The following is a 26,995-nucleotide window of genomic DNA, read 5'->3' on the forward strand; positions in this document are numbered from 1 at the left end:
GATTAAAATGGGAGGTCGTCTTCTGCCTTGCTATTGTTTGTGCTTGTGGTAGCTTGTGCCGTTTCCGATTTTTTGCCACCTCCGTGCAATTTGATTTGAGAGGTATGGAAATTCAGTCCTGCTCTTGGTTCTCCATCATTACCTGTCCACGCTCTTGTGCTTACTCGTCCCGATAGTTCTACCAAAGTACCTTTTGTGAGTAGCTTGGCTACATTCGGGGTTATCCAATAGGAGCAATCGAAATAGGTTGTTTGCTCTATGCGTTCGCCCTGTTTGTTACGGTAGCTGTCGTTGGTCGCTACTGAAAAGTTTACTACTTGTTTGTCCTGTGACGTTGTGCGTACTTCCGCATCCCTTGTCAATCTTCCTGTGATGTTCATATTCTTTAATTTTTAGTTATTGATTTTGATTTTTTTTGATTTATTCGGCAATGAGAGGAGGTGCTGTTTCGTTTCATTACCATTTCCAATGTTTTTAATCTTCATATCTGACATTTTTTTTTATTCGTTTAAAGAGCCGGAGTATGCTATGTTTCGTTTCACGAGCATAAAAGGTTCGTGTTTAGCATCACCAAGGTTTTGGAAAAAAATACTACCCAACGGGTGGAGATTATTTTCCAAACTTGCTTGACATTTGTGATGCGTTAAGAACACGGAAATACCTTTGCTCTTGAAATGGGACAAAAAAGCATACGGGTCTTTGGATAAAATGAATGTGGAAGCCAAGAAGATGGCATTGAGAAATGGTTTACAATGAATTGAAATAACACTTCCAATTCGCTGAATTTTTAAAACACTTTTTTAAAGCGGTGGGGCTATCAAAGCCACACTAATAGAGGATTAAAAAATTGTATTTGTGTGGGAGGCGTAGATGGCAACATTTTTTAATCTTCTGTTCCAGAAGTAGCCGAAAAGCTCTTTTACAGAAAGGGAATAGCAGAGCGAAGTAAATGTGCTTTGGCTATAAAATATGGGTATAAAAAAAGCAGAACCGTTAAGTTCTGCTAGTAATTATCAAATTGTGATTAACTATATAACCTGTAAAAACGCTTCTTCAATCTCCTTAAATTTAGGAGCTACTAAATCCATATCCTTACTAATCTTTTGGCTGGTAATTTTAGCATAAATCTGTGTAGTTGAAATGTTTTTATGTCCCATCATTTTGCTAAGGCTTTCAAGAGGTACGCCTTCGGTCAAAAACATCGTTCCAAATGTGTGTCTTGCGGTGTGAAAAGTTACTTTTTGTTCTGTAATAATTTCAGCTTTTTCAATTAATTTGCCAATGTGAGTATTGCAGGTTACATTAGTTGGAACTGGAAAGATAAACTCATTACGAGTGCTACCGAGGTATTTTTCTATAATACGTTTTGGGATTTCCATTAATCGAACATTAGAAGCAATATCTGATTTTTTTCTTCTGCTGATGATCCATTGATGGCCATCGAAGAAAGACTGAATATTGTTCCTTGTTAGTTTTTTAATATCCGCATAAGCAAGTCCGGTAAAACAACTGAAAATAAAAAGATCTTTCACAAGCTCATACCGTGGGTGGGGCGGTGCACACATCATCAGTTTTTCTACATCTTCTTTAAGAATATAACCCCTGTCGGTTTCTTCCATATTAATTTCATAATCTTGAAACGGATTATCACGTATCAAACCTTTTTTTATAGCCAATTCTACCAGACTTAGTACGGGCATCGTGTAAACCCAAACCGTATTATGTGTAGATTGTAAATCGTACCGAAGATAAAAATCGAATTCCCTAATAAAATCTCCAGTCAATTCCCGAAAGGCCATATCATCACGATGATAGCGTTCTTTGATAAAAGTGGTAAGATGATTATAAACCGTGATGTACTTGTTGTAGGTGCTTTGTGAACGTTCTTCCTTGTCAACCAATTTTTTAAAATCCTCATTTTTATCGTTAAAGACTTTTAGAATTGCATCATCCATTACACCAACACCCAAGAATGAGAGCTTTACTTTTTGGGAAGTAGCAAAGCCCTCGTGTTTCAGCATATCTTCATAAATTTTGTCGATACGCCCACGTATGTTATCCAACTTTTTATTAATATTTAAAGCTGTTGCGCTTTTGCCCTCAACTCTTCCATATTTTAGATCCCAATTGCTAGGGTCAATTTCTAACTTTGTCCCAAAAGTTTTAGGTGTTCCGTCAATGGTAATACGTGCCATAATTGGAGCATTACCATTTTTTTTCAGTTCGTTCTTTTTCAAGTAGAAAAGCAGTTTGAACGTTGATTTTTTTGTCTGCGTCATAACTCAAATGTTTAATGTTTAAAATTAATTTACATTGAGTTACAAGGAAATATAAAAATAAGTGCAAAACACTGAAATATAACCGTTTAAGCTAATAAGGAACCTCTATTAATCGGTAACGAATTAGTAACTTAACTTTGTCATTTCAAGCCCAAAACCTATCAGACACCGAGTTCCAAATAAAGACTACTTCTTTATAAAACATTGTATAGCAACGGATTTAATCGTTTTGCTTAACTTTGCTTTTTACTAATCTTTTTTCTTTAAAAAACAAAAGATATAGCGAAGAGCTGGATTAGCTCCTAATAAAAAAACGCCCTGTTTTCACAGAGCGTCTTTTTAAATTATATAAACGGATTAAGCTTTTCCAGCAGCAATTAAGTTTAAAGCTGAACCGGCAATAAACCAGCCTATTTGCCCTTCATTATAAGTATGATTGGCCAAAATAACATCTTTTGTACCATTTGCGTGAACAAATTCTAATGTTAACGGTTTACCTGGAGCAAATTCTGTTAAATCTAAGAAGTTAATAGTATCATCTTCTTCAATCTTATCGTAATCTGCTTCATTTGCAAATGTCAATCCTAAAAGACCTTGTTTTTTAAGGTTAGTTTCGTGAATACGAGCAAACGATTTAACCAATACTGCTTTGACACCTAAGAAACGAGGTTCCATAGCAGCATGTTCACGAGAAGAACCTTCTCCATAGTTATGATCTCCAACTACGATTGACGGAACTCCAGCAGCTTTGTATGCACGAGCAACAGCAGGAACCGCATCATATTGTCCTGTCAATTGGTTTTTAACCGAATTTGTTTTTTGATTATAAGCATTCACAGCTCCAATCAACATATTGTTAGAAATATTATCTAAATGTCCACGGAAACGTAACCAAGGTCCAGCCATAGAAATATGGTCAGTCGTACATTTTCCAAATGCTTTGATTAACAATTTGGCACCTGTAATATTTTTACCGTCCCAAGCATCAAAAGGAGCTAATAACTGCAAACGTTCAGAAGCTGGATTAACAACAACCGTAACTCCAGAACCATCTTCAGCTGGAGCCTGGAATCCTGGATCTTCAGCATAAAATCCTTTAGCTGGAAGTTCGTCTCCTGTCGGAGCATCCAACATTACTTCTTCTCCATCTTCGTTAATCAACTTGTCTGTTAACGGATTAAAGCCCAAATCACCTGCGATTGCCATTGCAGTTACCAATTCTGGCGAACCAACAAAAGCAAGCGTATTAGGATTACCGTCTGCACGTTTTGAGAAATTACGGTTAAAAGAGTGAACAATTGTATTTCTTTCTTCTTTTTCAGCTCCTTCTCTGTCCCACATACCAATACATGGTCCGCAGGCATTAGCAAAAACGGTTGCTCCAATTTTATGGAACGTATCAATAAATCCATCTCTTTCTATTGTTGAACGAACAACTTCAGAACCTGGAGTAATAGTAAACTCTGCTTTTGTTTTTAAGTTTTTATCTGCTACTTGTTTTGCCAAAGAAGCTGCACGTGAAATATCTTCGTAAGAAGAGTTTGTACAGGAACCAATTAAACCAACCTGAATCTGTAATGGCCAGTTATTTTTAATTGCTTCTTCTTTCATTTTAGAAATTGGCGTAGCCAAGTCTGGAGTAAACGGTCCATTTAAATGTGGCTCTAATTCTGACAAGTTAATTTCGATAACCTGATCAAAATATTGCTCTGGATTAGCATACACTTCTGGATCTCCTGTTAAATAAGGAGCAATCTTATCTGCTGCATCGGCAACATCTGCACGGTTTGTAGAACGAAGGTAACGTCCCATTGAAGCATCGTAACCAAAAGTTGAAGTTGTAGCTCCAATTTCAGCTCCCATATTACAAATTGTTCCTTTACCTGTACAAGACATTGCTGTCGCACCTTCACCAAAATATTCTACAATAGCTCCAGTTCCACCTTTTACAGTCAAAATTCCGGCTACTTTAAGAATAACGTCTTTAGGAGCTGTCCATCCCGATAATTTACCAGTTAATTTCACTCCAATTAATTTAGGAAATTTAAGCTCCCAAGCCATTCCAGACATAACGTCTACGGCATCTGCTCCACCAACACCAATTGCAACCATTCCTAAACCTCCTGCGTTTACAGTGTGCGAATCGGTACCAATCATCATTCCACCGGGGAAAGCATAATTTTCAAGTACCACTTGGTGAATAATTCCTGCTCCTGGTTTCCAGAAACCAATTCCGTATTTATTAGAAACAGACGACAAGAAGTCGAAAACTTCATTACTTTGTGTTTTTGCTCTCGCCAAATCGGTTGCAGCATCTATTTTTGCCTGAATTAAGTGATCACAGTGAACTGTTGTTGGAACAGCTACTTTAGATTTACCAGCGTGCATGAATTGCAATAATGCCATTTGAGCAGTCGCATCCTGACACGCAACACGGTCTGGTGCAAAATCAACATAATCTACTCCTCTTCCAAACGCTTTGGTTGGATTCCCGTCCCAAAGGTGATTGTATAAAATTTTCTCAGTTAAAGTAAGTGGGCGCCCAACAATTTCTCTTGCTTTATCCACACGAGAAGGCATGTTTTCGTACACTTTTTTAATCATTTCGATATCAAAAGCCATATGTTTTTTGTTTTTTATTATTCTTTTTTGAACATCACAAGTTACAAAAAATAGAGCAATTATTACAAAAAAAGCCCGAGTTTTACGACTCGGGCTCTTGATTTATAATTAATCTTGATTACATTACTAACTGTTTGTTTGAAGGTGCAAACTTAGTTAAGTTGATACCATCTACCGCAGTTGTATACTCATCTAAAGTAGGAGTTCTACCTAGAATTGTAGACAATACCACAACTGGTGTTGAAGAAAGCAATGATTCTCCTTTTTTACCCTCTTTGTCTTCTACAACTCTTCCTTGGAAAAGACGAGTCGAAGTTGCCATAACAGTATCTCCTTTTGCAGCTTTTTCTTGGTTACCCATACAAAGGTTGCATCCTGGACGCTCTAAGTACAACATGTTTTCGTACTCTGTACGTGCTGCACCTTTTGGAGCATTATCATCAAACTCGAATCCTGAGTATTTTTGTAAAACTTCCCAGTCACCTTCTGCTTTTAACTCATCTACAATGTTGTATGTTGGAGGAGCTACAACAAGTGGTGCGTTGAATTCAACTTTACCTTTTTGCGCTTCAACATTTTTCAACATTTGAGCAAGAATTTTCATATCTCCTTTATGAACCATACAAGACCCGATAAATCCTAGATCTACTTTTTTCTCTCCTCCGTAGAAAGATAAAGGTCTAATTGTATCATGAGTATATCTCTTAGAAACATCAACGTTATTTACGTCTGGATCTGCAATCATTGGTTCAGCAATCTGATCTAAATCTACTACAACTTCTGCATAATATTTAGCATTTGCATCTGGAGTTAAAGCAGGTTTCTCTGCCGATTTAATTTCAGTAATTCTCTTATCAGCTTTGTTGATTAATCCTTGAAGAACGTGTTTATCGTTATCCATACCTTTATCAATCATAATCTGGATTCTGCCTTTAGCAATTTCCAATGATTCGATTAAAGTATCATCTTCAGAAATACAGATAGAAGCTTTTGCTTTCATTTCTGCAGTCCAGTCTGTAAATGTAAATGCCTGGTCAGCAGTAAGTGTTCCGATGTGAACCTCAATGATTCTTCCTTGGAATACGTTTTCTCCTCCAAACTGATGAAGCATTTGCGCTTGTGTAGCGTGAACCACATCACGGAAATCCATATACCCTTTCATATCTCCTTTGAAAGTCACTTTTACAGACTCTGGAATCGGCATTGAAGCCTCCCCCGTAGCCAATGCAAGAGCAACAGTTCCTGAGTCAGCACCAAAAGCAACACCTTTTGACATTCTTGTATGAGAGTCACCACCGATAATGATAGCCCACTCATCGATTGTAATATCGTTAAGTACTTTATGAATTACGTCTGTCATTGAATGATAAACTCCTTTTGGATCACGAGCAGTGATCAAACCGAAATCATTCATGAATTTCATTAATTTTGGAATATTTGCCTGCGCTTTTTTATCCCAAACCGAAGCAGTGTGACAACCTGATTGGTAAGCACCGTCAACAATTGGAGAAATTACTGTTGCAGCCATAGATTCTAATTCCTGAGCAGTCATAAGACCAGTCGTATCTTGAGAACCTACAATATTCACTTCAACACGAACATCAGAACCTGCGTGTAATACTTTACCCGGAGCGATACCAACTGCATTTTTGTTGAAGATTTTTTCTACAGCTGTAAGACCTTGTCCTTCATGAGAAATTTCTTTTGACGGAGCAAATACAAGAGGTGCTTCAACATCTAAAACTTTAGCAGCTAAAGTTTGAAGTTTTTTACCAAATACAATAGCATATGAACCACCAGCTTTGATAAATTCCATTTTTTGAGGCGTAAACGCCTTAGAAATGTCAATTAATTCCTGATCGCCATTGTACAATTTTTTCTCTTTGATATTGATTGTAAGAACTGTACCAGTAGCAACAGAATAGGTTTGCTCTAAAATTGGCTCGTCGTTTTCGTTACGAATAACATTACCATCAGCATCAACTTTTTTAACCCAGTTTTTAAGATCTAAACCAATACCACCAGTAACATCAACAGTTGTTAGGAAAATTGGAGAAATTCCGTTTGTTCCTCCAACGATTGGAGCAATATTTACGAATGGAATATATGGACTTGCTTGTTTTCCTGTCCAAAGAGCCACGTTGTTTACACCTGACATTCTTGAAGAACCAACACCCATTGTTCCTTTTTCAGCGATTAACATCACACTTTTATCTGGATGTTGTGCTTGTAAAGCTCTAATTTCTTGTTGTGCCTGAGGAGTAATCATGCATTGTCCGTGAAGTTCACGGTCAGAACGTGAGTGCGCCTGATTACCTGGAGAAAGTAAATCTGTAGAGATATCCCCCTCACCAGCTATAAAAGTCACCACTTTAATTTCGTCTGCTACTTCTGGAAGTTTTGTAAAAAACTCAGCTTTTGCGTAGCTTTCAAGAATTTCTTTGGCAATTTCATTATTATTTTTAAATGCCTCTACTAAACGATCTGTATCTGCTTCGTAAAGGAAAACTTGTGTTTTAAGAACTTTTGCTGCTTCTTTTGCAATAGCGGTATCATTACCTAAAGCCAAATCAAGTAAAACCTTAATTGAAGGTCCACCTTTCATGTGAGACAATAATTCAAAAGCAAAAGCAGGAGTGATTTCTTTTACTAAAGATTGACCAAGAATGATCTCTTTTAAGAAGTTCGCTTTTTCACCAGCTGCACTTGTAGTACCTGGTAAAGTGTTATAAATAAAAAACTTAAGAGAATCTTCTCTGTATTCATTACCTAAATCTTTAATTTGAGCAATGATTTCGCTTATTAATTCAGCTCCATCAATTGGTTTTGGATGAAGTCCCTGACCTTTTCTTTCTTCAATTTCTTGAATGTAATCTTTGTAAGTATTCATAATTAAGTAGAAGTATTTTTTTTTGTACGCAAATTTAAAGATTAAAGCTGAGAATTAAAAAAAATATAATAGAACTAGCCTTTTCAAAAATTATTATTGTTAAAAAACGATTTTCAATGCTTGTTTTTGACAAAAAATCAATTTTGAATTAAAAAAATGATTTTTTGATATTTTAAAATCTTTTCTTTAACAAAGTCGAAATTTAATGTTATGAAGTAAGTGAGATTTTACTTCTATTTCTACAAAGAACAGTTCTAAATAAGCAATTATAACGTTATAGTAAGGATTTCAAAAGACTGATTCAGCATTTTTCTCAATACCTTTTTTTAACCTTAATCTTACATTAAAAAAAATTGGCGAAAGTATCTTGAATTCATTTTTTCTTATAACTTTGTAATTCAAAGTTCTTTTAAAAACACAATACTATGAAAAACAAATTAAAGCAATTTAAAGAATACACTCAACAAGAAGGTATCATGGTCAGTTTAGTAATCACGCTGTTTTGCATGGTTTTACTTTGTACCATACTAATTCTGTCGGCTTTTAATTCACGCAGTGCAGAACCATTCTGCCAAATAAATTTGATTTTTGAATTTATCTATGGCATTACTCTTTCCTTTTTTCTTCTAAGACAAAGAGAAAGATATTCTCATCTAATCCCTTTTTTATTTTTAAACTGGCTTATCGGATGCTTTTCGCTAAATGTATTAATTCCAGTTTTTGAAGATCTTCCTATCTGGGTTTACATTATCACTCTAACCTTTTGCATCTCAAATTTCTTTATCTACAACAGACAAAATGAAAGGAATATTCCATTAGCCTTATTATTCATTAATGGATTATCATATTCAATAATCTTATATTACACTTTATACCTTATACCAATTAGTATAATTTCAGTAGTTACAATCTTGTTGTTAGGATTGGGTTTTTATGGATTAGTTCCTGCATTAATATCCCTAATTCACCTGACAACACTCTTAAGATTATTTAATGAAGGTAAACGATACATGACCTCATTTATCGCTGGTACTTTTAGTATTGTATTTGCTTTACTTGTCTTTACATATCGCTTGAATATTGAAAGTAAAAGAATAAATGAAAATGAAATTTCAAAATCATTTGATTATAATGAAGATCTACCTACTTACATTAAGATTTCACAACATTTAGAACCTAATTTTTTTAATGAAATCTTACTTAAAAAAGATATCGTTTACAAAAGCAATGATGATTTCTTTAGTCTTAGAGGTTTTAACTCATTTGGAGGAATTCAGTATCACGAGAGAAAGATTCACAATCCATTCATCAATATTGCCTATCTGTTTTGCAAGGATCTTAATCTGAGTTTTGATGATCGAATTAACATACTAAAATCGAACTTTGACAAAAGACTGGAAACAGAAGAACAATTATGGAGCGGAAAAGATTTGTTTAGCAAAAGCATCAAAGAAGATATCAAAATTTATCCTGCCGCACGACTGGCTTATACTGAAATCACCATGAATATTGCCAGCGAAAAAGAATCTCGACAAGACAAAGAAGCCATTTATTCTTTTCAGCTCCCTGAAGGTTCTGTCGCAACTTCACTTTCTTTATGGGTAAACGGAATCGAACGCAAAGGAGTCCTAACCACCAAAGAAAAAGCTCAAAAAGCCTACAAACAAATTGTTGGAGTAGAAAGCCGCGATCCGTCTTTGATGCAATGGAAAGAAGGAAACAAAATTGTTGTTCGAGTTTTTCCTGTAAATTATGAAACACCACGAATCTTTAAATGCGGTTTTACAACTCCTTTACAAGCAGGTCAAACTGAAATGAAGTATCAAAGCATAGCCATAAAAGGCCCAAACATTTCGAGCGCTTCTACCCTTTCAAGAATTCAGATTACGGACAACACCAAAGTCAGAACCAGCAAAGATTTTGAATTTAAAAACAATTCTTTCATAAATACCTCGAAAGGATTACAGGAATGGGAAGCCGTTATGCCTTTAAGCAAATCTTTTCATTCGAGTTCTTTTGTATGGAAAGACAAACTTTACAAAATAAAAGAAATTCAAAAAGCAACTATTCCGTTTACGCCTTCAGAAATTATTTTAGATCTCAACAATAAATGGACTTTAAACGAAATAGAATCATTTGTCAATTTGAAAGGAAGACTAATTTATGTGTATAATAACAAAGAAAAAAAAGTCATCAATACTGATAATTTCAAAACTATTTATTCCGAATTTAAAGGCTTACATTATTCCTTATTACCCCTTTACAAAATAACCAAAAACAGCTTAATCATAACTAAATCAAGTGTGTTTTCAGCCAATTTTGAAGAGCTAGATAAATCAAGTTACTTAAATAAAATAAGAACAGGCACCAAACAACAAAACTTAAAAGTCATCAATCTTTCTGCAGAAATCAATCCGTTTTGGCAAACTATCAAAGAGCAGAAGTACATTGATTACTACCAGACTTCTCTTCACAATAGTTTAAAAATGATCGAACAGAAACAATTTCCTGTATATAAAACTGAAGAAAACTCAGTAAACATTGAGCCTGCATCAATTTCTATTCAAGAAACTGCAAAAGACGGCACTCTTAAAAGCGATGGTCCAAATCATATTTACAGAATGTATGCTTTTGGAAAAGTTTTAGAAGAACAAGTAAAAATTCAGAACGATTCTTTAACTGCAAACCAATATGTAAATCTAGCTAAAGACGCAAATATTGTAACACCTGTTTCATCATTAATAGTTTTAGAAACGGATGAAGATTACAAAAACAACGGAATTGACAAAAACATAGACACTTTAGGAAATGCCTCAATAAATAATGATGGAGCTGTTCCAGAGCCACACGAATGGGCACTTATTTTTATTGCCCTAACAACTGTACTGATTTACTACAGAAAAAGCAAAAAACAAATCAACGGATGAAATACTTGTCATTACAATACAAAAAACCTCTGGCAATTCTTATTACAATTGTAGTATTGTTATTAAATTACGGTATTATTAAAAAAAATCTTGATAGTAATTTTATAGGAATCTTATTTTCAATTGTATTATTTATTATTGGAGGAAGAAAAACAAACTTAAACCTAAATTATCCTTTGGTAGGACTAATTTTCATATTAGAGTTTATAAGTTTTCGTCTTCATACAAAATCGTTACATTTTTTGGCATTAGCCATATTTGTCTGTTTTATGTACTATAAGATCACTGGAAAATTTTCTTTCATTGCCTTTTTCTGTATTGTATTGTTTTCATCACTCTTTAATACCTTTTTTAATTTTCTAACAACCGAAATAAAACAAACGCTATGCTACACCGTCTTTCTGACTTTAAAGAATGTAATCACCATAGATAAGATCGAGGGAGTAAATTTTTATATAAATAATGCCAAAATCACAGTAGACACAGCATGCATGGGACTTTCTATGTTTAAAACAGGATTGCTCACTGGTGCTTTCTTATTGACTTTAGAAGAACGTAAGCAGCAAAATTACTTTAGCATTAAGCAGATTATTCTATTTTGCTTGATTGTAATAACACTGAACATCGTTTCTAATTATTTCAGAATTGTAATTCTGATTTTATTCAATTGCACAAAAGAAAATATGTTGCATCACAGCATTGGATTGTTTTGTTTTATTGTCTATCAAATTGTTCCAATGCTATTTTTGATTCGTTATTTCAAACCAACACAAAAAGAGCTTTCAAAAGCAAACAAAAAACTGATTTTAGGTCCAGCTATATTAGTAACTTTTATAGTAATACTTTGCACAAGTTTAAAAATCCAAACAGACTCTAATGATGACTTGCTAGAAAATTTAAATCCTCAATACAACATTCAACAAGGAAACTGGGTTAATAAAGAAGTTTTCAAAATCTCAACTTCAGAGAAACTTATTTATATTAAAACTCCTGCGCACAAACCCTTAATATGTTGGACAGGTGACGGATATTCCATTACCGAATCTAAAGAGACAAAAAGGAACAACGAAGAAATCTGGCAGATTAAAATAGAGAAAAACAACAAAAAGTATGTGTCTTATTGGTGGTACGAATGTGATGGAAAGAAATACACTTCACTCATCAAAGTTCTATTGATAAAATTAATTCACAATAAACCCGTTCGTTTAATTAATGAAACTTTCAAAACGCCTTTATAAAACAAAACAGCCTGGTATTTTCCGGGCTGTTTTATTTAATCTATATTTTCTACATTAGTTTTTTAATAATAACTTCTTCTGTTATTCCTTCAGCATCTGCTTTATAATTTTTAATAATTCTATGACGTAAAATTCCAGTTGCTACTGCTTGTACATCTTCAATATCCGGTGAAAATTTGCCATTGAAAGCAGCATGAGCTTTCGCAGCTAAAATTAAATTCTGCGAGGCTCTTGGTCCAGCCCCCCAATCCAAATAATTTTTCACAAAATCATTGGTTAGTGCATTATCAGGACGCGTTTTACTAACCAGAGTAACGGCATACTCAATTACATTGTCTGCCACAGGAATTCTACGGATTAAATGTTGGAAATCTATAATTTCCTGAGCCGTAAACAACGGATTAATATTGGTCTTTGCATCAGAAGTTGTTCGCTTTACAACTTGAACTTCTTCTTCAAAAGTTGGATACTCTAATTTTATGGCGAACATGAAACGGTCTAACTGAGCTTCTGGCAAAGGATATGTTCCCTCCTGTTCAATCGGATTTTGAGTTGCCAGGACAAAATATGGTAAATCTAATTTATGATGTTGCCCTGCAATGGTTACCGATCTTTCCTGCATTGCTTCAAGCAAAGCTGCCTGCGTTTTAGGAGGTGTTCTGTTAATCTCGTCTGCCAAAATAATATTAGAGAAAATCGGTCCTTTTATAAACTTGAAATTTCTATTTTCATCCAAAATTTCACTTCCTAAAATATCAGATGGCATCAAATCTGGTGTAAACTGAATTCTTTTAAAATCTAAACCTAACGCCTGAGACAAAGTGTTAATCATTAATGTTTTTGCTAAACCAGGAACACCAATCAAAAGTGCGTGTCCTCCAGAAAAAATACAAAGCAAAATTTGATCTACAACGGCGTCCTGCCCTACAATGATTTTCGCTATTTCTTTTTTTAATTCATTTCTTTTTTGAACTAAATTGTGAATTGCTGTTACGTCAGACATTTATGAATATATTTTAAATTAAAAAGAGTTAGTTCTACGAATTCATAAAACTAACTCTTTTTATTTAATAAAAATTATTTTTTCAACCAGTTATTTGCAAAATCACATTCTTTGTATTCTCCAATGATTTTGATGTAAGTATCTTTAATCTTAGCATCAAACCATTTTGCAATCGCATTAATTTGTTTTTCTTTTAATGCTAATTCTTTAATTTTTGTATAATCTTTAGCATAATCAGCAGTATGGTCTTCAATACGATTTGTAACTGTAATAAGCTTATAAGTCTTTTTACCTTTATCGTCTGTATTTAAAATTGGTTGAGAAACCTCATTTCCTTTTAAATTAGAAACCTGGCTATACAAAGTCGGATCCATTTTTGTCAATTCAAAACGTGTATCTTGAGTTGTAGGATTCACTAAAGTTCCACCATTTGCTCTTGTTTCTTTTTCATCAGATTCTGTTCTTGCAGCATCTGCAAATGATAGTTCATTACCTACTATTTTATTTCTGATATTAGTGATTCTTTCTTTCGCTTCTTTTAAAGCAGCTTCAGAAACGGTTGGTGCAATCAAAATGTGACGAAGCTCAACTTCCTGCCCTTTAATTTTTTCAACCATAATAATATGGAATCCAAAAGTAGTTTCAAATGGTGCTGAAATTTCACCTGCTTGCAAACTGAACGCCACATCCTTAAACTCTTTTACAAATGGCGTTTTTCTTGTCATTTTATAATACCCTCCATTTGGAGAAGATCCAGGATCCTGAGAATATAGAACCGCTTTTGTAGCAAAACTTGAACCATCTAGCACATCCTGTCTTATAGCGTTTAATCTATCGATAACTTTCTTTTTATCCTCTGGAGAAATTTTAGGCTCAACAACAATTTGTGCTACTTCCATTTCAGCTCCAAAAGTTGGTAATTCATCTTTAGGGATTTTCTTAAAGAAGTTACGAACTTCTTCAGGAGTAATTTCTACATCTTTAGTTATCTTATCTCTCATCTCTGTAGCAAGTTTTTGCTCTTTCAGGATGTCAGCAAAATACGTCTTAAATTCTTCTACAGAATTCTTTTTATAATATTCGACAACTTTACTGATATCACCGCCTACTTGCTGGGTCATATAATTTAGACGCTCTTCCATCATTCCTCTTACTTCTGCATCACTAACAATGATACTATCCTGAATTGCCTGATGTGCATATAATTTATCTTCTAAAAGTTTTCCAAGCATTTGACATCTTGTAATGTCTTTTATAGATCCTCCTTGTGCAGTAATTTCTAAAAATCCTTTATCAATATCCGAATCTAAAACAATATAATCTCCTACAGTAGCAATAATCCCATCTACTTTCAATTTCCCACCAGTAGGAGCTTCAACAGGTTTTTGAGCAACAACATCAGGAATTATTTCTTGTGCCTTAATAATTGGAGTCAAAAAAAGGAAAAAACAAATTGTTAGTACGAATCTGTAATCAATTGTTTTTAGCTGTAATTTTTTTAATAACATTATTTTAAATTTTATTTGAATGTAAGCCTGTTTAGATAATTCTTCACCATTATTTATGCCTTCAAACATAAATAATCAATATAGTTCTTTTATAACTTATAACGAACAAAAATAACAATTCAATTACATAATACAACTATCTGATATACTATTAACAAAAAATTATAGGATATGAAGATCGCTCTCAAGAATGTTGATCAAAAATACTCTGAAAACTATTATCACCTCTTGTATACACTTCTATTTTTTCAAAAAAATCAATAATACTTAAAGACTTCCAAATTTAAGAACTGAATATTTTTATAAAGCCGTATTTAATAGTACTTTTGCAACCTATTTATACGAAATATGAGCTTTTTAAAAGAAATACAACGCAGAAGAACATTTGGAATTATCTCGCACCCCGATGCTGGTAAAACTACATTAACAGAAAAATTGCTGTTATTTGGAGGGGCTATTCAGGAAGCAGGTGCTGTAAAAAATAACAAAATTAAAAAAGGAGCAACGAGTGACTTTATGGAAATCGAACGCCAAAGAGGTATCTCGGTTTCGACTTCTGTACTTGCTTTTAATTATAAAGATAAAAAAATCAACATCCTTGATACTCCTGGACACAAGGATTTTGCTGAAGATACTTTTAGAACTTTAACCGCTGTTGATAGCGTAATCGTTGTGATTGACGTTGCAAAAGGGGTTGAGGAACAAACGGAAAAATTGGTTTCTGTTTGTAGAATGCGTAACATTCCGATGATTGTTTTCATCAACAAGTTAGACCGTGAAGGTAAAGATGCTTTCGATTTGATGGATGAAGTGGAGCAAAAATTAGGTTTGAAAGTGACTCCTTTGAGTTTCCCGATCGGAATGGGTTATGATTTCCAAGGAATTTACAATTTATGGGAAGAAAACATCAACCTTTTTAGCGGAGACAGCCGTAAAAATATTGAAGAAACAATTGCTTTTTCGGATGTACAGAACAATCCAGAATTAGATAAAATTGTGGGCGAAAAAGCAGCGAATAAACTTCGTGAAGAATTAGAATTAATTGATGAAGTATATCCAAAATTTGAGCGTCAAGATTATTTGGACGGAAAAATCCAACCTGTATTCTTTGGTTCTGCTTTGAATAATTTTGGAGTTCGCGAATTGTTAGATTGTTTCATTACAATCGCTCCGTCACCAAGAGCAAAAGATTCTGAAACTCGTACAGTTGAGCCTACAGAAGAAAAAATGTCTGGATTTGTTTTCAAAATCCACGCAAACATGGATCCAAAACATCGCGACCGTTTAGCGTTTATCAAAATCGTTTCGGGAACTTTTGAAAGAAATAAACCGTACTACCACGTTCGCCAGAAGAAAAATTTAAAATTCTCAAGTCCGAACGCCTTTTTCGCTGAGAAAAAAGAAATCGTTGATATTTCTTATCCTGGTGATATTGTTGGACTACACGATACAGGAAACTTTAAAATTGGAGATACTTTAACAGAAGGCGAAATCATGAGCTTTAAAGGAATTCCAAGTTTCTCTCCGGAGCATTTCAGATACATCAACAATGCTGACCCGATGAAAGCTAAACAGCTAGAAAAAGGAGTTGATCAGTTAATGGATGAAGGAGTTGCTCAGTTGTTTACTTTAGAAATGAACAATCGTAAAGTTATCGGAACGGTTGGTGCGCTACAGTATGAGGTAATTCAATATCGTTTGGAGCACGAATACGGCGCAAAATGTACTTATGAAAACTTCCCTGTACATAAAGCATGCTGGGTAAAACCAGACGATGCTAAAAACGAAGAATTCAAAGAATTTAAACGTATTAAACAGAAGTTCTTGGCTCACGATAAATATGGTCAATTGGTATTTTTAGCCGATTCAGATTTTACAATTCAAATGACGCAAAGTAAATATCCAAGTGTAAAATTATTCTTTACATCTGAATTTGATTAAAACTTTCTTTATTGAAAACATATAAAAAGGCTGTCTATACTATTTTAGACAGCCTTTTTCTTTTTCTTCATTATCTGTAATTAATTCCTAATCCACCAGCAATATAAACTCTAGCAAGTTCATCTGCCCCAATAATTATATTTTGAGATAGAACATTATTTTTAACTGATTTCAAGTCAACATTTACTGCTTTTGAAAGATAATAATCATTCGCAGTTATTGTAATCATTAGTGTTTTACTGTTTTTTAGAACTTTTGTTTCTATAACAAATTCACCTGTTTTAGGATTTACTTTTACAGCTTTTTGAGAACCATCAACAGTAAGCGTCAAATTAGAATATTCTTTTCTATCAAATGGCTTATCTGTTTTTGCCTCCAATAATTTCCCTTTGAAAATTATCGAAATTTCCTTCTTTATATTATGATTATACGCTACTTTACCTACTGTATAAACAGGCTCAGAACAACCTATTTCAGTTTTAACAGTCTCTTTTTCTTGTGCTGAAAGATTTGACACTAATAAAACAGATGCCGCAACTGCAGCGTATTTTAAGTTGCTGATTTTAGACACTTCATTATATTGAAATTCTTCCTCAAGTTGCGTCGTTTTCAATCTCGCACAAATATTCTTGTCTTTATTTTCTGCAATGAATCTTGCCACTTCCAAATTGGTCTTTTTGCTTAAATCAATTACATTTTTCATACAGGAATTACAAAATGAACCATTTGAGTTCGGAATCATTTTGTCAAAATTTTCAGAACATGGGCTTGCTATTTCTAAGGTGAATTTCTTTTTCATACTGTACTTCGTTTAAGTTAAAATCTTTCAAGATGATTTATACTTACATAGAGTACTTTTTCTTCGAAAAGGTTGGGAAACAAATTAAAAATTTAAAACAAGAGCTTTAATAGCTTGATTATAAAACGTAAAAAAAGCGCAAATATTTAATTAGCGCTTTCTTTTAATTTGAATTAAATCAACCTTACTAAGTCATTATATTTCAAAAATTAATCTTTCATAGGTTTGCAAATCTAATTTAATACAGGAGTGGAACGAAATTTTGTCGATTAAAGTAAACAAAAATCAGATGAAATGCATTTTCAACTAATCTTTAAAATAAAAAAAGCCCCATTTAAAATGGGGCTTTAGAAATTATGCTTGTCCCGCAGGACCAAAATTAAGCGGAATTGGTGCTTGTTCCGTTTCTTTGATTTCGCCATGAGCTGCTTCAAATCTATGGATATTTTCACCTATAGCTCTTAATAATCTTTTAGCATGTTGTGGTGTCAAGACAATTCTTGACTTTACCTTGGCTTTAGGAATACCCGGCATAATGCTCACAAAATCTAAAACAAACTCTGATGATGAGTGATTAATAATTGCCAGATTAGAATAAATTCCTTCTGCAATAGTTTCGTCTAACTCAATATTAATTTGCTCTTGTTGTTGTTTCGGATTACTCATAGTTTCCTAATTAATAAATATATTCTTCTTTATTTGCCATCATTTCGTTGTAATCGTCTTTAGATCCTACGATAGTGTTATCGTACTCTCTCATACCAGTTCCTGCAGGAATTCTGTGTCCAACAATTACATTTTCTTTTAATCCTTCTAGATCATCTACTTTACCAGCTACCGCAGCTTCGTTAAGTACTTTCGTTGTCTCCTGGAATGAAGCCGCAGAAATGAATGATTTAGTTTGTAACGAAGCTCTTGTAATACCTTGTAAAACTGGCGTTGCAGTTGCAGTGATTACATCTCTTGCTACAACAAGATTTTTATCTGTACGTTTCAATAATGAATTTTCGTCACGTAATTCACGAGGTGTAATGATTTGACCTGCTTTCAATACTGATGAATCTCCAGCATCTTCCACCACTTTCATTCCGTATAATTTATCATTTTGAAGGATAAAGTCTTTAGTATGGATCAATTGATCTTCTAAGAATAGAGTATCTCCTGGATCTTCAACTTTTACTTTACGCATCATTTGACGAATTACAACTTCAAAGTGCTTGTCATTAATTTTTACCCCTTGTAAACGGTAAACCTCTTGAATTTCATTTACCAAGTACTGTTGAACAGCAGCTGGACCTTGAATTCTTAAGATATCATCTGGTGTAATTGCACCATCAGACAATGGAACTCCCGCTCTTACGAAGTCATTTTCCTGTACTAAGATTTGGCTAGAAAGTTTAACTAAATACTTTTTAATCTCACCAAATTTAGACTCGATAACGATCTCACGGTTACCTCTCTTAATTTTTCCAAAAGATACAACACCATCAATTTCAGATACAACAGCTGGGTTTGAAGGGTTACGAGCCTCAAGCAACTCAGTAATTCTAGGAAGACCTCCCGTGATATCGCCCGCTTTAGAAGAACGACGTGGAATCTTAACTAATACTTTACCTGCTTTAATTTTCTCACCATTTTCAACCATTAAGTGTGCACCTACTGGCAAGTTGTAAGAACGAATCAATTCACCTTCTTTACCGTAAACCAATAAAGTTGGGATTAATTTTTTGTTTCTAGCCTCAGAAATTACTTTTTCTTGGAAACCAGTCTGCTCATCGATCTCAACCATGAACGATTGTCCTTGCTCTAAATCTTCGTAAGCAATCTTACCAGTAAACTCAGAAACAATTACACCGTTATATGGATCCCATTTACAGATTACAGTCCCTTTAGCAACAGTATCTCCGTCATTAACAAAAATACTAGAACCGTAAGGAATGTTATGTGTATTTAAAACAATTCCAGTTTTTTCGTCAACTAATTTCAACTCAGTTGAACGAGAAACTACGATATCAACAGAGTTTCCTTCTCCGTCTTCACCTTTAACTGTTTTTAAATCTTCAATTTCAAGTCTACCTGCAAATCTTGTAATAATACTAGACTCTTCAGAGATACCTCCAGCAACCCCTCCAACGTGGAACGTACGAAGTGTTAACTGTGTACCTGGCTCTCCAATAGACTGAGCTGCAATAACTCCAACAGCTTCACCTCTTTGTGTCATCTTACCAGTAGCTAAGTTTCTACCGTAACATTTAGCACAAATACCTTTTAAAGCTTCACAAGTTAATGGAGATCTAACTTCAACTTTCTCAATTGGAGAAGCTTCGATAGTTCTCATAATTGATTCCGTGATTTGCTCTCCAGATTTAACCATTACTTCGTTAGTAAGAGGATTGATAACGTCTTGTAATGCAACACGTCCTAAAATTCTCTCTCCTAAAGATTCAACGATTTCCTCATTTTTCTTCAATGCTGCAACTTCAACACCTCTTAAAGTTCCACAATCTTCGATGTTAACAATAACATCTTGAGAAACGTCATGAAGCCTTCTTGTCAAGTAACCAGCATCGGCTGTTTTAAGAGCCGTATCCGCAAGACCTTTACGAGCACCGTGAGTAGAAATGAAGTACTCAAGGATCGAAAGACCTTCCTTAAAGTTAGAAAGAATCGGGTTTTCAATAATCTCACCACCACCAGCAGTAGATTTTTTAGGCTTAGCCATCAAACCACGCATACCAGTTAACTGACGAATCTGCTCCTTAGAACCCCTCGCCCCAGAGTCAAGCATCATATATACAGAGTTGAAACCTTGTTGGTCTTCTCTAATATTTTTCATTGCTAACTCTGTTAACTGAGCATTTGCTGAAGTCCATACGTCAATAACTTGGTTGTAACGCTCGTTATTTGTGATAAGACCCATGTTATAGTTAGTTGAGATACCTTCAACTTGCTCTCTAGCATCTGCAATTAACTTCGTTTTTTGTTCTGGAATTCTAATATCACCTAAAGAGAATGATAAACCTCCTCTAAATGCGAATTTATAACCCATATCTTTCATATTATCCAAGAAAGCTGCCGTTGTAGGTACATCAGTCACACTTAAAATGTGTCCGATAATATCTCTAAGGTTTTTCTTAGTCAATACGTCGTTGATATATCCAGCCGCTTCAGGCACTACTTCGTTAAATAATACACGTCCTGCAGTTGTTTGAATAATTTGGTACACTAATTCTCCAGCGTCATTAAAATCTTTTGCTCTAATTTTCACACGAGCATTCAATTCTAATCTTCCTTCGTTTAATGCAATGTTTACTTCTTCAGCAGAGTAAAAAGTCAAATCCTGACCAATAATTTTGTGATCTTCTGTAGAAATACGCTCTTTGGTCATATAATATAGACCCAAGACCATGTCCTGAGAAGGTACAGTAATTGGAGCACCATTTGCAGGGTTCAAGATATTGTGAGAAGCCAACATTAATAATTGTGCCTCTAAAATAGCCTCTGGTCCTAATGGTAAGTGAACCGCCATCTGGTCACCATCGAAATCGGCGTTAAATGCCGTACATACTAATGGGTGTAACTGGATCGCTTTTCCTTCAATTAATTTTGGTTGGAATGCCTGAATACCAAGTCTGTGCAAAGTAGGAGCACGGTTAAGTAATACTGGGTGTCCTTTAATTACGTTTTCAAGGATATCCCAAACTACAGGCTCTTTTTTGTCAATGATTTTCTTAGCAGATTTTACTGTTTTTACAATACCTCTTTCGATCAACTTACGAATAACGAATGGTTTGTATAACTCAGATGCCATATCTTTTGGCAATCCACACTCATATAATTTCAACTCCGGACCAACGACAATTACCGAACGAGCAGAATAATCCACACGTTTTCCTAAAAGGTTTTGACGGAAACGTCCTTGTTTACCTTTTAAAGAGTCTGATAATGATTTTAATGGTCTGTTAGATTCTGTTTTAACAGCAGAAGCTTTACGTGTGTTATCGAATAATGAATCTACAGATTCTTGTAACATACGTTTCTCGTTTCTTAAGATAACTTCTGGAGCTTTAATCTCCATTAATCTTTTCAAACGGTTGTTACGGATGATTACACGACGATATAAATCGTTCAAATCTGAAGTTGCAAAACGACCTCCATCAAGTGGTACAAGCGGACGTAATTCTGGTGGAATAACTGGAACCACTTTCATAATCATCCACTCAGGACGGTTTTCGCGGTTTTCGTTAGACTCACGGAATGACTCAACAACTTGTAATCTTTTTAAAGCCTCAGTTTTTCTTTGTTTAGAAGTCTCGTTGTTAGCGCTGTGTCTTAATTCATAAGATAAAGCATCTAGGTCAATACGAGCTAATAAATCCATAATACACTCTGCTCCCATTTTGGCAACAAATTTATTAGGATCTAAATCATCTAAATATTGGTTTTCTTGTGGAAGAGTATCTAAAATGTTTAAGTACTCCTCTTCAGTTAAGAAATCTAATCTTTGTAATGATTCTCCATCTGCATTTTTAGCAATACCAGCTTGGATTACTACGTATCTTTCGTAGTAAATGATCATATCTAATTTCTTAGATGGAAGACCAAGGATATAACCAATTTTGTTTGGAAGAGAACGGAAGTACCAGATGTGAGCGATTGGCACAACAAGGTTGATGTGTCCTACTCTATCACGACGTACTTTTTTCTCAGTAACTTCAACACCACAACGGTCACAGATGATACCTTTGTAACGAATTCTTTTATACTTACCACAAGCACATTCGAAATCTTTTACTGGTCCGAAGATTCTTTCGCAGAAAAGTCCGTCACGCTCTGGTTTGTGAGTTCTATAGTTAATTGTTTCTGGCTTTAAAACCTCTCCTCTTGATTCTTTCAAGATAGATTCTGGTGAAGCCAATCCAATAGAAATTTTGTTAAATCTTTTTACTGGATTTTTATCTTTATTGTTTCTGTTATTCATCATAGTTTTTACTATTGATTTATTTGCAATTAAAAAATTGAATTTAGATTTATAATCTACTCCTTAATAAATTTAAAGAGTTAATCATTCAGCTACTACCTCGGGTTACTTCTCTAAACTTCAAACTCTTGTTTGAAGCGCTAGTTATAAAATGCCTTGCATTATTATAAAAAATCGGAACGGGTTACGGGTATAAATCTTTAAAAACTTGTAACATTTAGTAACAGTCTCAGTCCCAGCTTTCAGTTATAAACTGAATACTGAGACTGTAACTGAAAACTTTTATTATTCTTCCAAACGAAGATCTAATCCTAGACCTTTCAATTCGTGCATTAATACATTGAATGATTCTGGTAAACCTGGTTCTGGCATAGTTTCACCCTTAACGATAGCTTCGTAAGTTTTAGCTCTACCAATAACGTCATCAGACTTAACAGTTAAGATTTCACGTAGTGTACTAGAAGCTCCATAAGCCTCAAGTGCCCAAACCTCCATCTCTCCAAAACGCTGACCTCCAAATTGAGCTTTACCTCCAAGTGGTTGTTGCGTAATCAGTGAGTATGGTCCGATAGAACGTGCGTGCATCTTATCATCAACCATGTGTCCTAATTTAAGCATGTAAATTACACCCACAGTCGCTTTTTGTGCAAAACGCTCTCCAGTTCCACCATCAAATAGGTAAGTATGTCCAAAACGTGGTACGTTAGCCTCATCAGTCAAAGCGTTGATCTCGTCTAGAGAAGCACCGTCAAAAATTGGAGTAGCAAATTTTCTACCCAAGTTCATACCAGCCCAACCTAATACAGTCTCATAAATCTGACCGATGTTCATACGTGAAGGTACCCCAAGTGGGTTCAACACGATATCAACTGGCGTTCCGTCTTCAAGGAAAGGCATATCTTCATGACGAACAATTCTAGCAACAATACCTTTGTTACCGTGACGTCCTGCCATTTTATCCCCTACTTTCAACTTACGTTTCTTAGCAATATAAATCTTAGCTAATTTCAAGATTCCAGATGGTAATTCATCTCCAACTGTAATAGTGAATTTCTCTCTTCTTAAAGATCCTTGTAAGTCGTTTAGCTTAATTTTATAGTTATGAATCAAATCATTAACCATTTTATTAGTAGCATCATCAGCAACCCATTGACCTTTGCTTAAGTGAGCGAAATCTTCTACTGCGTAAAGCATTTTTTGAGTATATTTTTTACCTTTTGGTAAAACTTCTTCACCCAAATCATTCATTACACCTTGAGATGTTTTTCCGTTAACGATCAAGAATAATTTTTCAACCAATCTGTCTTTTAATTCAACAAATTTAGTTTCAAACTCCATTTCTAAAGCACCTAAAGCGTCTTTATCTTGAGTACGTTTACGTTTATCTTTTACGGCTCTTGCAAATAATTTTTTGTCAAGAACTACACCATGTAAAGATGGAGAAGCTTTTAATGAAGCATCTTTTACATCACCAGCTTTATCCCCGAAGATTGCACGAAGCAATTTCTCCTCTGGAGTTGGATCTGATTCTCCTTTTGGTGTAATTTTTCCGATCAAAATGTCGCCAGGTTTAACCTCTGCTCCAATTCTAATCATACCGTTTTCATCTAAATCTTTAGTAGCTTCTTCAGAAACGTTAGGAATATCGTTTGTTAACTCTTCATTTCCTAACTTAGTATCTCTAACCTCTAATGAATAATCATCAACGTGGATAGAAGTAAAAATATCATCACGAACTACTTTCTCAGAAATTACAATCGCATCCTCGAAGTTGTACCCTTTCCATGGCATGAACGCAACTTTTAAGTTTCTACCTAAAGCTAATTCTCCATTTTGAGTAGCATATCCTTCAGACAATACTTGACCAGGAACAACTCTATCACCTCTTCTTACGATTGGTTTCAAGTTGATACTTGTACCTTGATTGGTTTTTCTAAATTTAATTAAGTTGTACGTTTTCTCATCAGCATCAAAACTTACCATTCTCTCGTCTTCTGTACGATCGTATTTGATAGTAATGATGTTAGCATCTACGTATTCTACAGTTCCATGCCCTTCAGCATTGATTAATACTCTAGAATCCGAAGCTACCTGACGCTCTAAACCTGTACCAACAATAGGTGCTTCAGGACGGATCAAAGGAACTGCCTGACGCATCATGTTTGATCCCATCAACGCACGGTTCGCATCATCATGCTCCAAGAAAGGAATCAAAGATGCAGAAATCGAAGCGATCTGGTTAGGAGCAACGTCTGTATAATGAACTACATTTGGTTCAACAACTGGGAAGTCACCCTCCTCACGAGCAATAACATTGCTAGCTGTAATTTTACCAGTTTCATCCATTTCAATGTTTGCCTGAGCAATCATTTTACCTTCTTCTTCTTCAGCACTTAAGTAAATTGGCGTACTTTCTAAATCAACTACACCATTAGTTACTTTACGGTATGGAGTTTCGATGAATCCCATTCCGTTTACTTTTGCATAAACACCAAGAGATGAAATCAAACCAATGTTTGGTCCCTCAGGAGTTTCAATCGGACATAAACGACCATAGTGAGTATAGTGAACGTCACGAACCTCGAAACCAGCTCTTTCTCTCGAAAGTCCACCTGGCCCAAGTGCAGAAAGTCTTCTTTTGTGTGTAATCTCAGCTAATGGATTCGTTTGATCCATAAATTGAGATAACTGGTTAGTACCAAAGAAAGAGTTGATAACTGATGATAATGTTTTAGCATTGATCAAATCAATCGGTGTAAACACCTCGTTATCTCTAACGTTCATTCTCTCACGAATAGTTCTAGCCATACGTGCTAAACCAACACCGAATTGTTGAGACAATTGTTCACCAACTGTTCTAACACGACGGTTTGATAAGTGATCGATATCATCAATCTCTGCTTTAGAGTTGATCAATTCGATCAAATATTTAACGATTGTAATGATATCCTCTTTAGTAAGCACTTGCTTATCCATAGGGATATCTAAATCTAACTTTTTGTTCATTCTGTAACGACCTACTTCACCTAAGTTATAACGTTGGTCAGAGAAGAACAATTTATCTATAATACCACGAGCAGTTTCCTCATCAGGCGGTTCAGCGTTACGCAACTGACGGTAAATGTGCTCTACAGCTTCTTTTTCAGAGTTAGTTGGATCTTTTTGTAACGTGTTGTGGATAATAGCATAATCTGCTTGGTTATTATCCTCTTTGTGTAACAAAATAGATTTTACGTTAGAATCGATGATTTCTTCAACATTATCTTTGTCGATAATAGTATCACGATCAAGGATGATTTCGTTACGTTCGATAGAAACTACCTCTCCAGTATCCTCATCTACGAAATCCTCGTGCCATGTGTTCAAAACACGTGCAGCAAGTCTTCTTCCAATATATTTCTTAATACCAGTTTTAGAAACTTTAATTTCTTCCGCTAAGTCGAAAATCTCTAAGATATCTTTATCTCTTTCGAATCCGATAGCACGGAATAAAGTTGTTACAGGTAATTTTTTCTTTCTATCGATATACGCGTACATTACGCTGTTAATATCTGTAGAAAATTCTATCCAAGAACCTTTGAAAGGAATTACTCTGGCAGAATAAAGTTTAGTTCCATTTGCGTGGAATGATTGTCCAAAGAAAACCCCTGGAGAACGGTGTAATTGAGATACTACAACACGCTCGGCACCATTGATTACAAAAGTACCACTAGGAGTCATGTAAGGAATTGTTCCAAGATACACATCTTGTACAATAGTTTCAAAATCTTCGTGTTCCGGATCTGTACAGTATAGTTTTAACCTAGCTTTTAAAGGCACACTATAAGTAAGACCTCTCTCTATACATTCTTGAATTGTATAACGTGGTGGATCAACAAAATAATCAAGGAATTCCAATACGAAGTTGTTTCTCGTATCTGTAATTGGGAAGTTTTCCATGAAGGTGTTGTATAACCCTTCGTTGCCTCTTTCGTCAGATTTCGTTTCTAATTGGAAGAAATCTTTAAAAGATTTAACCTGAACATCCAAGAAATCCGGATAGTCAGGAATGTTTTTTGTAGAGGCAAAATTCAATCTTTCAGTCTGATTTGTTATCATCAATGGACAAAATTTTGATTAAAAAAAAGTAATTTATTTTGTGTAAAAACACACTGCGTAGTCTATACTTTCTTTTTAAAATCAATACATCTTTAAAAATAAAACGATAAAATCAATTCTATTTTTTTTCTTCGTATTGATCAAAAACTCTTTCGTATATTAAACTATTTGATAATAAAATTTAATGTATTTTATTATACGAAAAATGGTTTAGGCCTTTGAGTGTTAACTCTGGGCCTAAACCTAGTTCTTAAAACCTAGTTGAATTATTTTAATTCAACTACAGCTCCAGCTTCTTCTAATGCTTTCTTAAGACCTTCAGCCTCTTCTTTAGAAACACCTTCTTTAACGTTACTTGGAGCACCGTCAACTACATCTTTAGCTTCTTTAAGACCTAAACCTGTAAGTTCTTTAACTAATTTTACAACAGCTAATTTAGAAGCACCAGCTTCTTTTAATACAACTGTAAATTCAGTTTGTGCTTCTTCAGCAGCACCATCTCCTCCACCAGCAGCAACTACTACAGCAGCAGCAGCAGGCTCGATTCCGTACTCGTCTTTTAATATTGTTGCTAATTCGTTAACTTCTTTAACTGTTAAGTTAACTAATTGTTCTGCGAATTGTTTCAAATCTGCCATTTTTTCTATCGTTTAAAATGATTTGTAAAAATATAATTTATTTATTGTGCGCTAATTAAGCAGCAAGGAAG

Annotated in this window: 14 protein-coding genes; 3 read left to right on the forward strand and 11 right to left on the reverse strand. The window is 34.6% G+C overall.

Annotation, left to right across the window (positions count from 1 at the left end; all coding sequences use genetic code 11):
- Positions 1-2 precede the first annotated feature (2 nt).
- The 4 genes from NQQ59_RS20775 to NQQ59_RS20790 form a co-directional block, all read right to left on the reverse strand.
- Positions 3-380, reverse strand: a complete 378-nt coding sequence (locus NQQ59_RS20775) for a single-stranded DNA-binding protein (RefSeq protein ID WP_135834327.1) — start codon at positions 378-380, stop codon at positions 3-5.
- A gap of 648 nt (positions 381-1,028) precedes the next feature.
- A complete protein-coding gene (locus tag NQQ59_RS20780; RefSeq protein WP_037438455.1) occupies positions 1,029-2,279 on the reverse strand; it encodes a site-specific integrase in 1,251 nt (416 codons plus the stop codon).
- Between the two features lie 357 nt (positions 2,280-2,636).
- Positions 2,637-4,901 carry an aconitate hydratase gene (locus NQQ59_RS20785; protein WP_144215149.1) on the reverse strand — a complete coding sequence of 755 codons (2,265 nt, stop codon included), beginning with the start codon at positions 4,899-4,901 and terminating at the stop codon, positions 2,637-2,639.
- Between the two features lie 118 nt (positions 4,902-5,019).
- Positions 5,020-7,791 (reverse strand): bifunctional aconitate hydratase 2/2-methylisocitrate dehydratase, encoded by a 2,772-nt coding sequence (locus tag NQQ59_RS20790; RefSeq protein WP_144215150.1) that lies wholly within the window; start codon positions 7,789-7,791, stop codon positions 5,020-5,022.
- Positions 7,792-8,216: 425 nt separating this feature from the next.
- Here NQQ59_RS20790 and NQQ59_RS20795 point away from each other — a divergent pair, with 425 nt between their 5' ends.
- Both NQQ59_RS20795 and xrtN read left to right on the forward strand, forming a co-directional pair.
- Positions 8,217-10,718 (forward strand): XrtN system VIT domain-containing protein, encoded by a 2,502-nt coding sequence (locus tag NQQ59_RS20795; protein ID WP_144215151.1) that lies wholly within the window; start codon positions 8,217-8,219, stop codon positions 10,716-10,718.
- Entirely contained in the window at positions 10,715-11,956 is a 1,242-nt protein-coding gene (xrtN, locus tag NQQ59_RS20800; RefSeq protein WP_186296582.1) for an exosortase N, read from the forward strand. The genes NQQ59_RS20795 and xrtN overlap by 4 nt, the downstream gene beginning before the upstream one ends.
- Positions 11,957-12,005: 49 nt before the next feature.
- Here xrtN and NQQ59_RS20805 read toward each other — a convergent pair whose 3' ends face one another.
- Together NQQ59_RS20805 and NQQ59_RS20810 are read right to left on the reverse strand one after the other, a co-directional pair.
- Positions 12,006-12,959: an AAA family ATPase gene (locus tag NQQ59_RS20805; RefSeq protein ID WP_144215153.1), complete on the reverse strand. Its 954-nt coding sequence runs from the start codon at positions 12,957-12,959 to the stop codon at positions 12,006-12,008.
- A 74-nt stretch (positions 12,960-13,033) separates the two neighbouring features.
- Positions 13,034-14,467 (reverse strand): peptidylprolyl isomerase, encoded by a 1,434-nt coding sequence (locus NQQ59_RS20810; RefSeq protein ID WP_144219763.1) that lies wholly within the window; start codon positions 14,465-14,467, stop codon positions 13,034-13,036.
- A gap of 348 nt (positions 14,468-14,815) precedes the next feature.
- Here NQQ59_RS20810 and NQQ59_RS20815 point away from each other — a divergent pair, with 348 nt between their 5' ends.
- The gene (locus NQQ59_RS20815; RefSeq protein ID WP_144215154.1) at positions 14,816-16,408 is read left to right on the forward strand and encodes a peptide chain release factor 3; all 1,593 of its coding nucleotides are present in this window, start codon (positions 14,816-14,818) and stop codon (positions 16,406-16,408) included.
- A gap of 70 nt (positions 16,409-16,478) precedes the next feature.
- Here NQQ59_RS20815 and NQQ59_RS20820 read toward each other — a convergent pair whose 3' ends face one another.
- The 5 genes from NQQ59_RS20820 to rplL form a co-directional block, all read right to left on the reverse strand.
- Complete coding sequence (locus NQQ59_RS20820) at positions 16,479-17,207, reverse strand: hypothetical protein (RefSeq protein WP_144215155.1); 729 nt, start codon at positions 17,205-17,207, stop codon at positions 16,479-16,481.
- Positions 17,208-17,561: 354 nt separating this feature from the next.
- Complete coding sequence (locus NQQ59_RS20825; protein WP_012024017.1) at positions 17,562-17,873, reverse strand: DUF3467 domain-containing protein; 312 nt, start codon at positions 17,871-17,873, stop codon at positions 17,562-17,564.
- Between the two features lie 10 nt (positions 17,874-17,883).
- Positions 17,884-22,191, reverse strand: coding sequence for a DNA-directed RNA polymerase subunit beta' (gene rpoC / locus NQQ59_RS20830; protein ID WP_144215156.1), 4,308 nt, complete (start codon positions 22,189-22,191; stop codon positions 17,884-17,886).
- 282 nt (positions 22,192-22,473) lie between these two features.
- Positions 22,474-26,286 (reverse strand): DNA-directed RNA polymerase subunit beta, encoded by a 3,813-nt coding sequence (gene rpoB, locus NQQ59_RS20835; RefSeq protein WP_144215157.1) that lies wholly within the window; start codon positions 26,284-26,286, stop codon positions 22,474-22,476.
- Positions 26,287-26,552: 266 nt separating this feature from the next.
- Positions 26,553-26,924: a 50S ribosomal protein L7/L12 gene (gene rplL / locus NQQ59_RS20840; RefSeq protein WP_144215158.1), complete on the reverse strand. Its 372-nt coding sequence runs from the start codon at positions 26,922-26,924 to the stop codon at positions 26,553-26,555.
- Between the last annotated feature and the right edge of the window lie 71 nt (positions 26,925-26,995).

The sequence above is a fragment of the Flavobacterium panacis genome (assembly GCF_024649945.1).
Taxonomy (GTDB): domain Bacteria; phylum Bacteroidota; class Bacteroidia; order Flavobacteriales; family Flavobacteriaceae; genus Flavobacterium; species Flavobacterium panacis.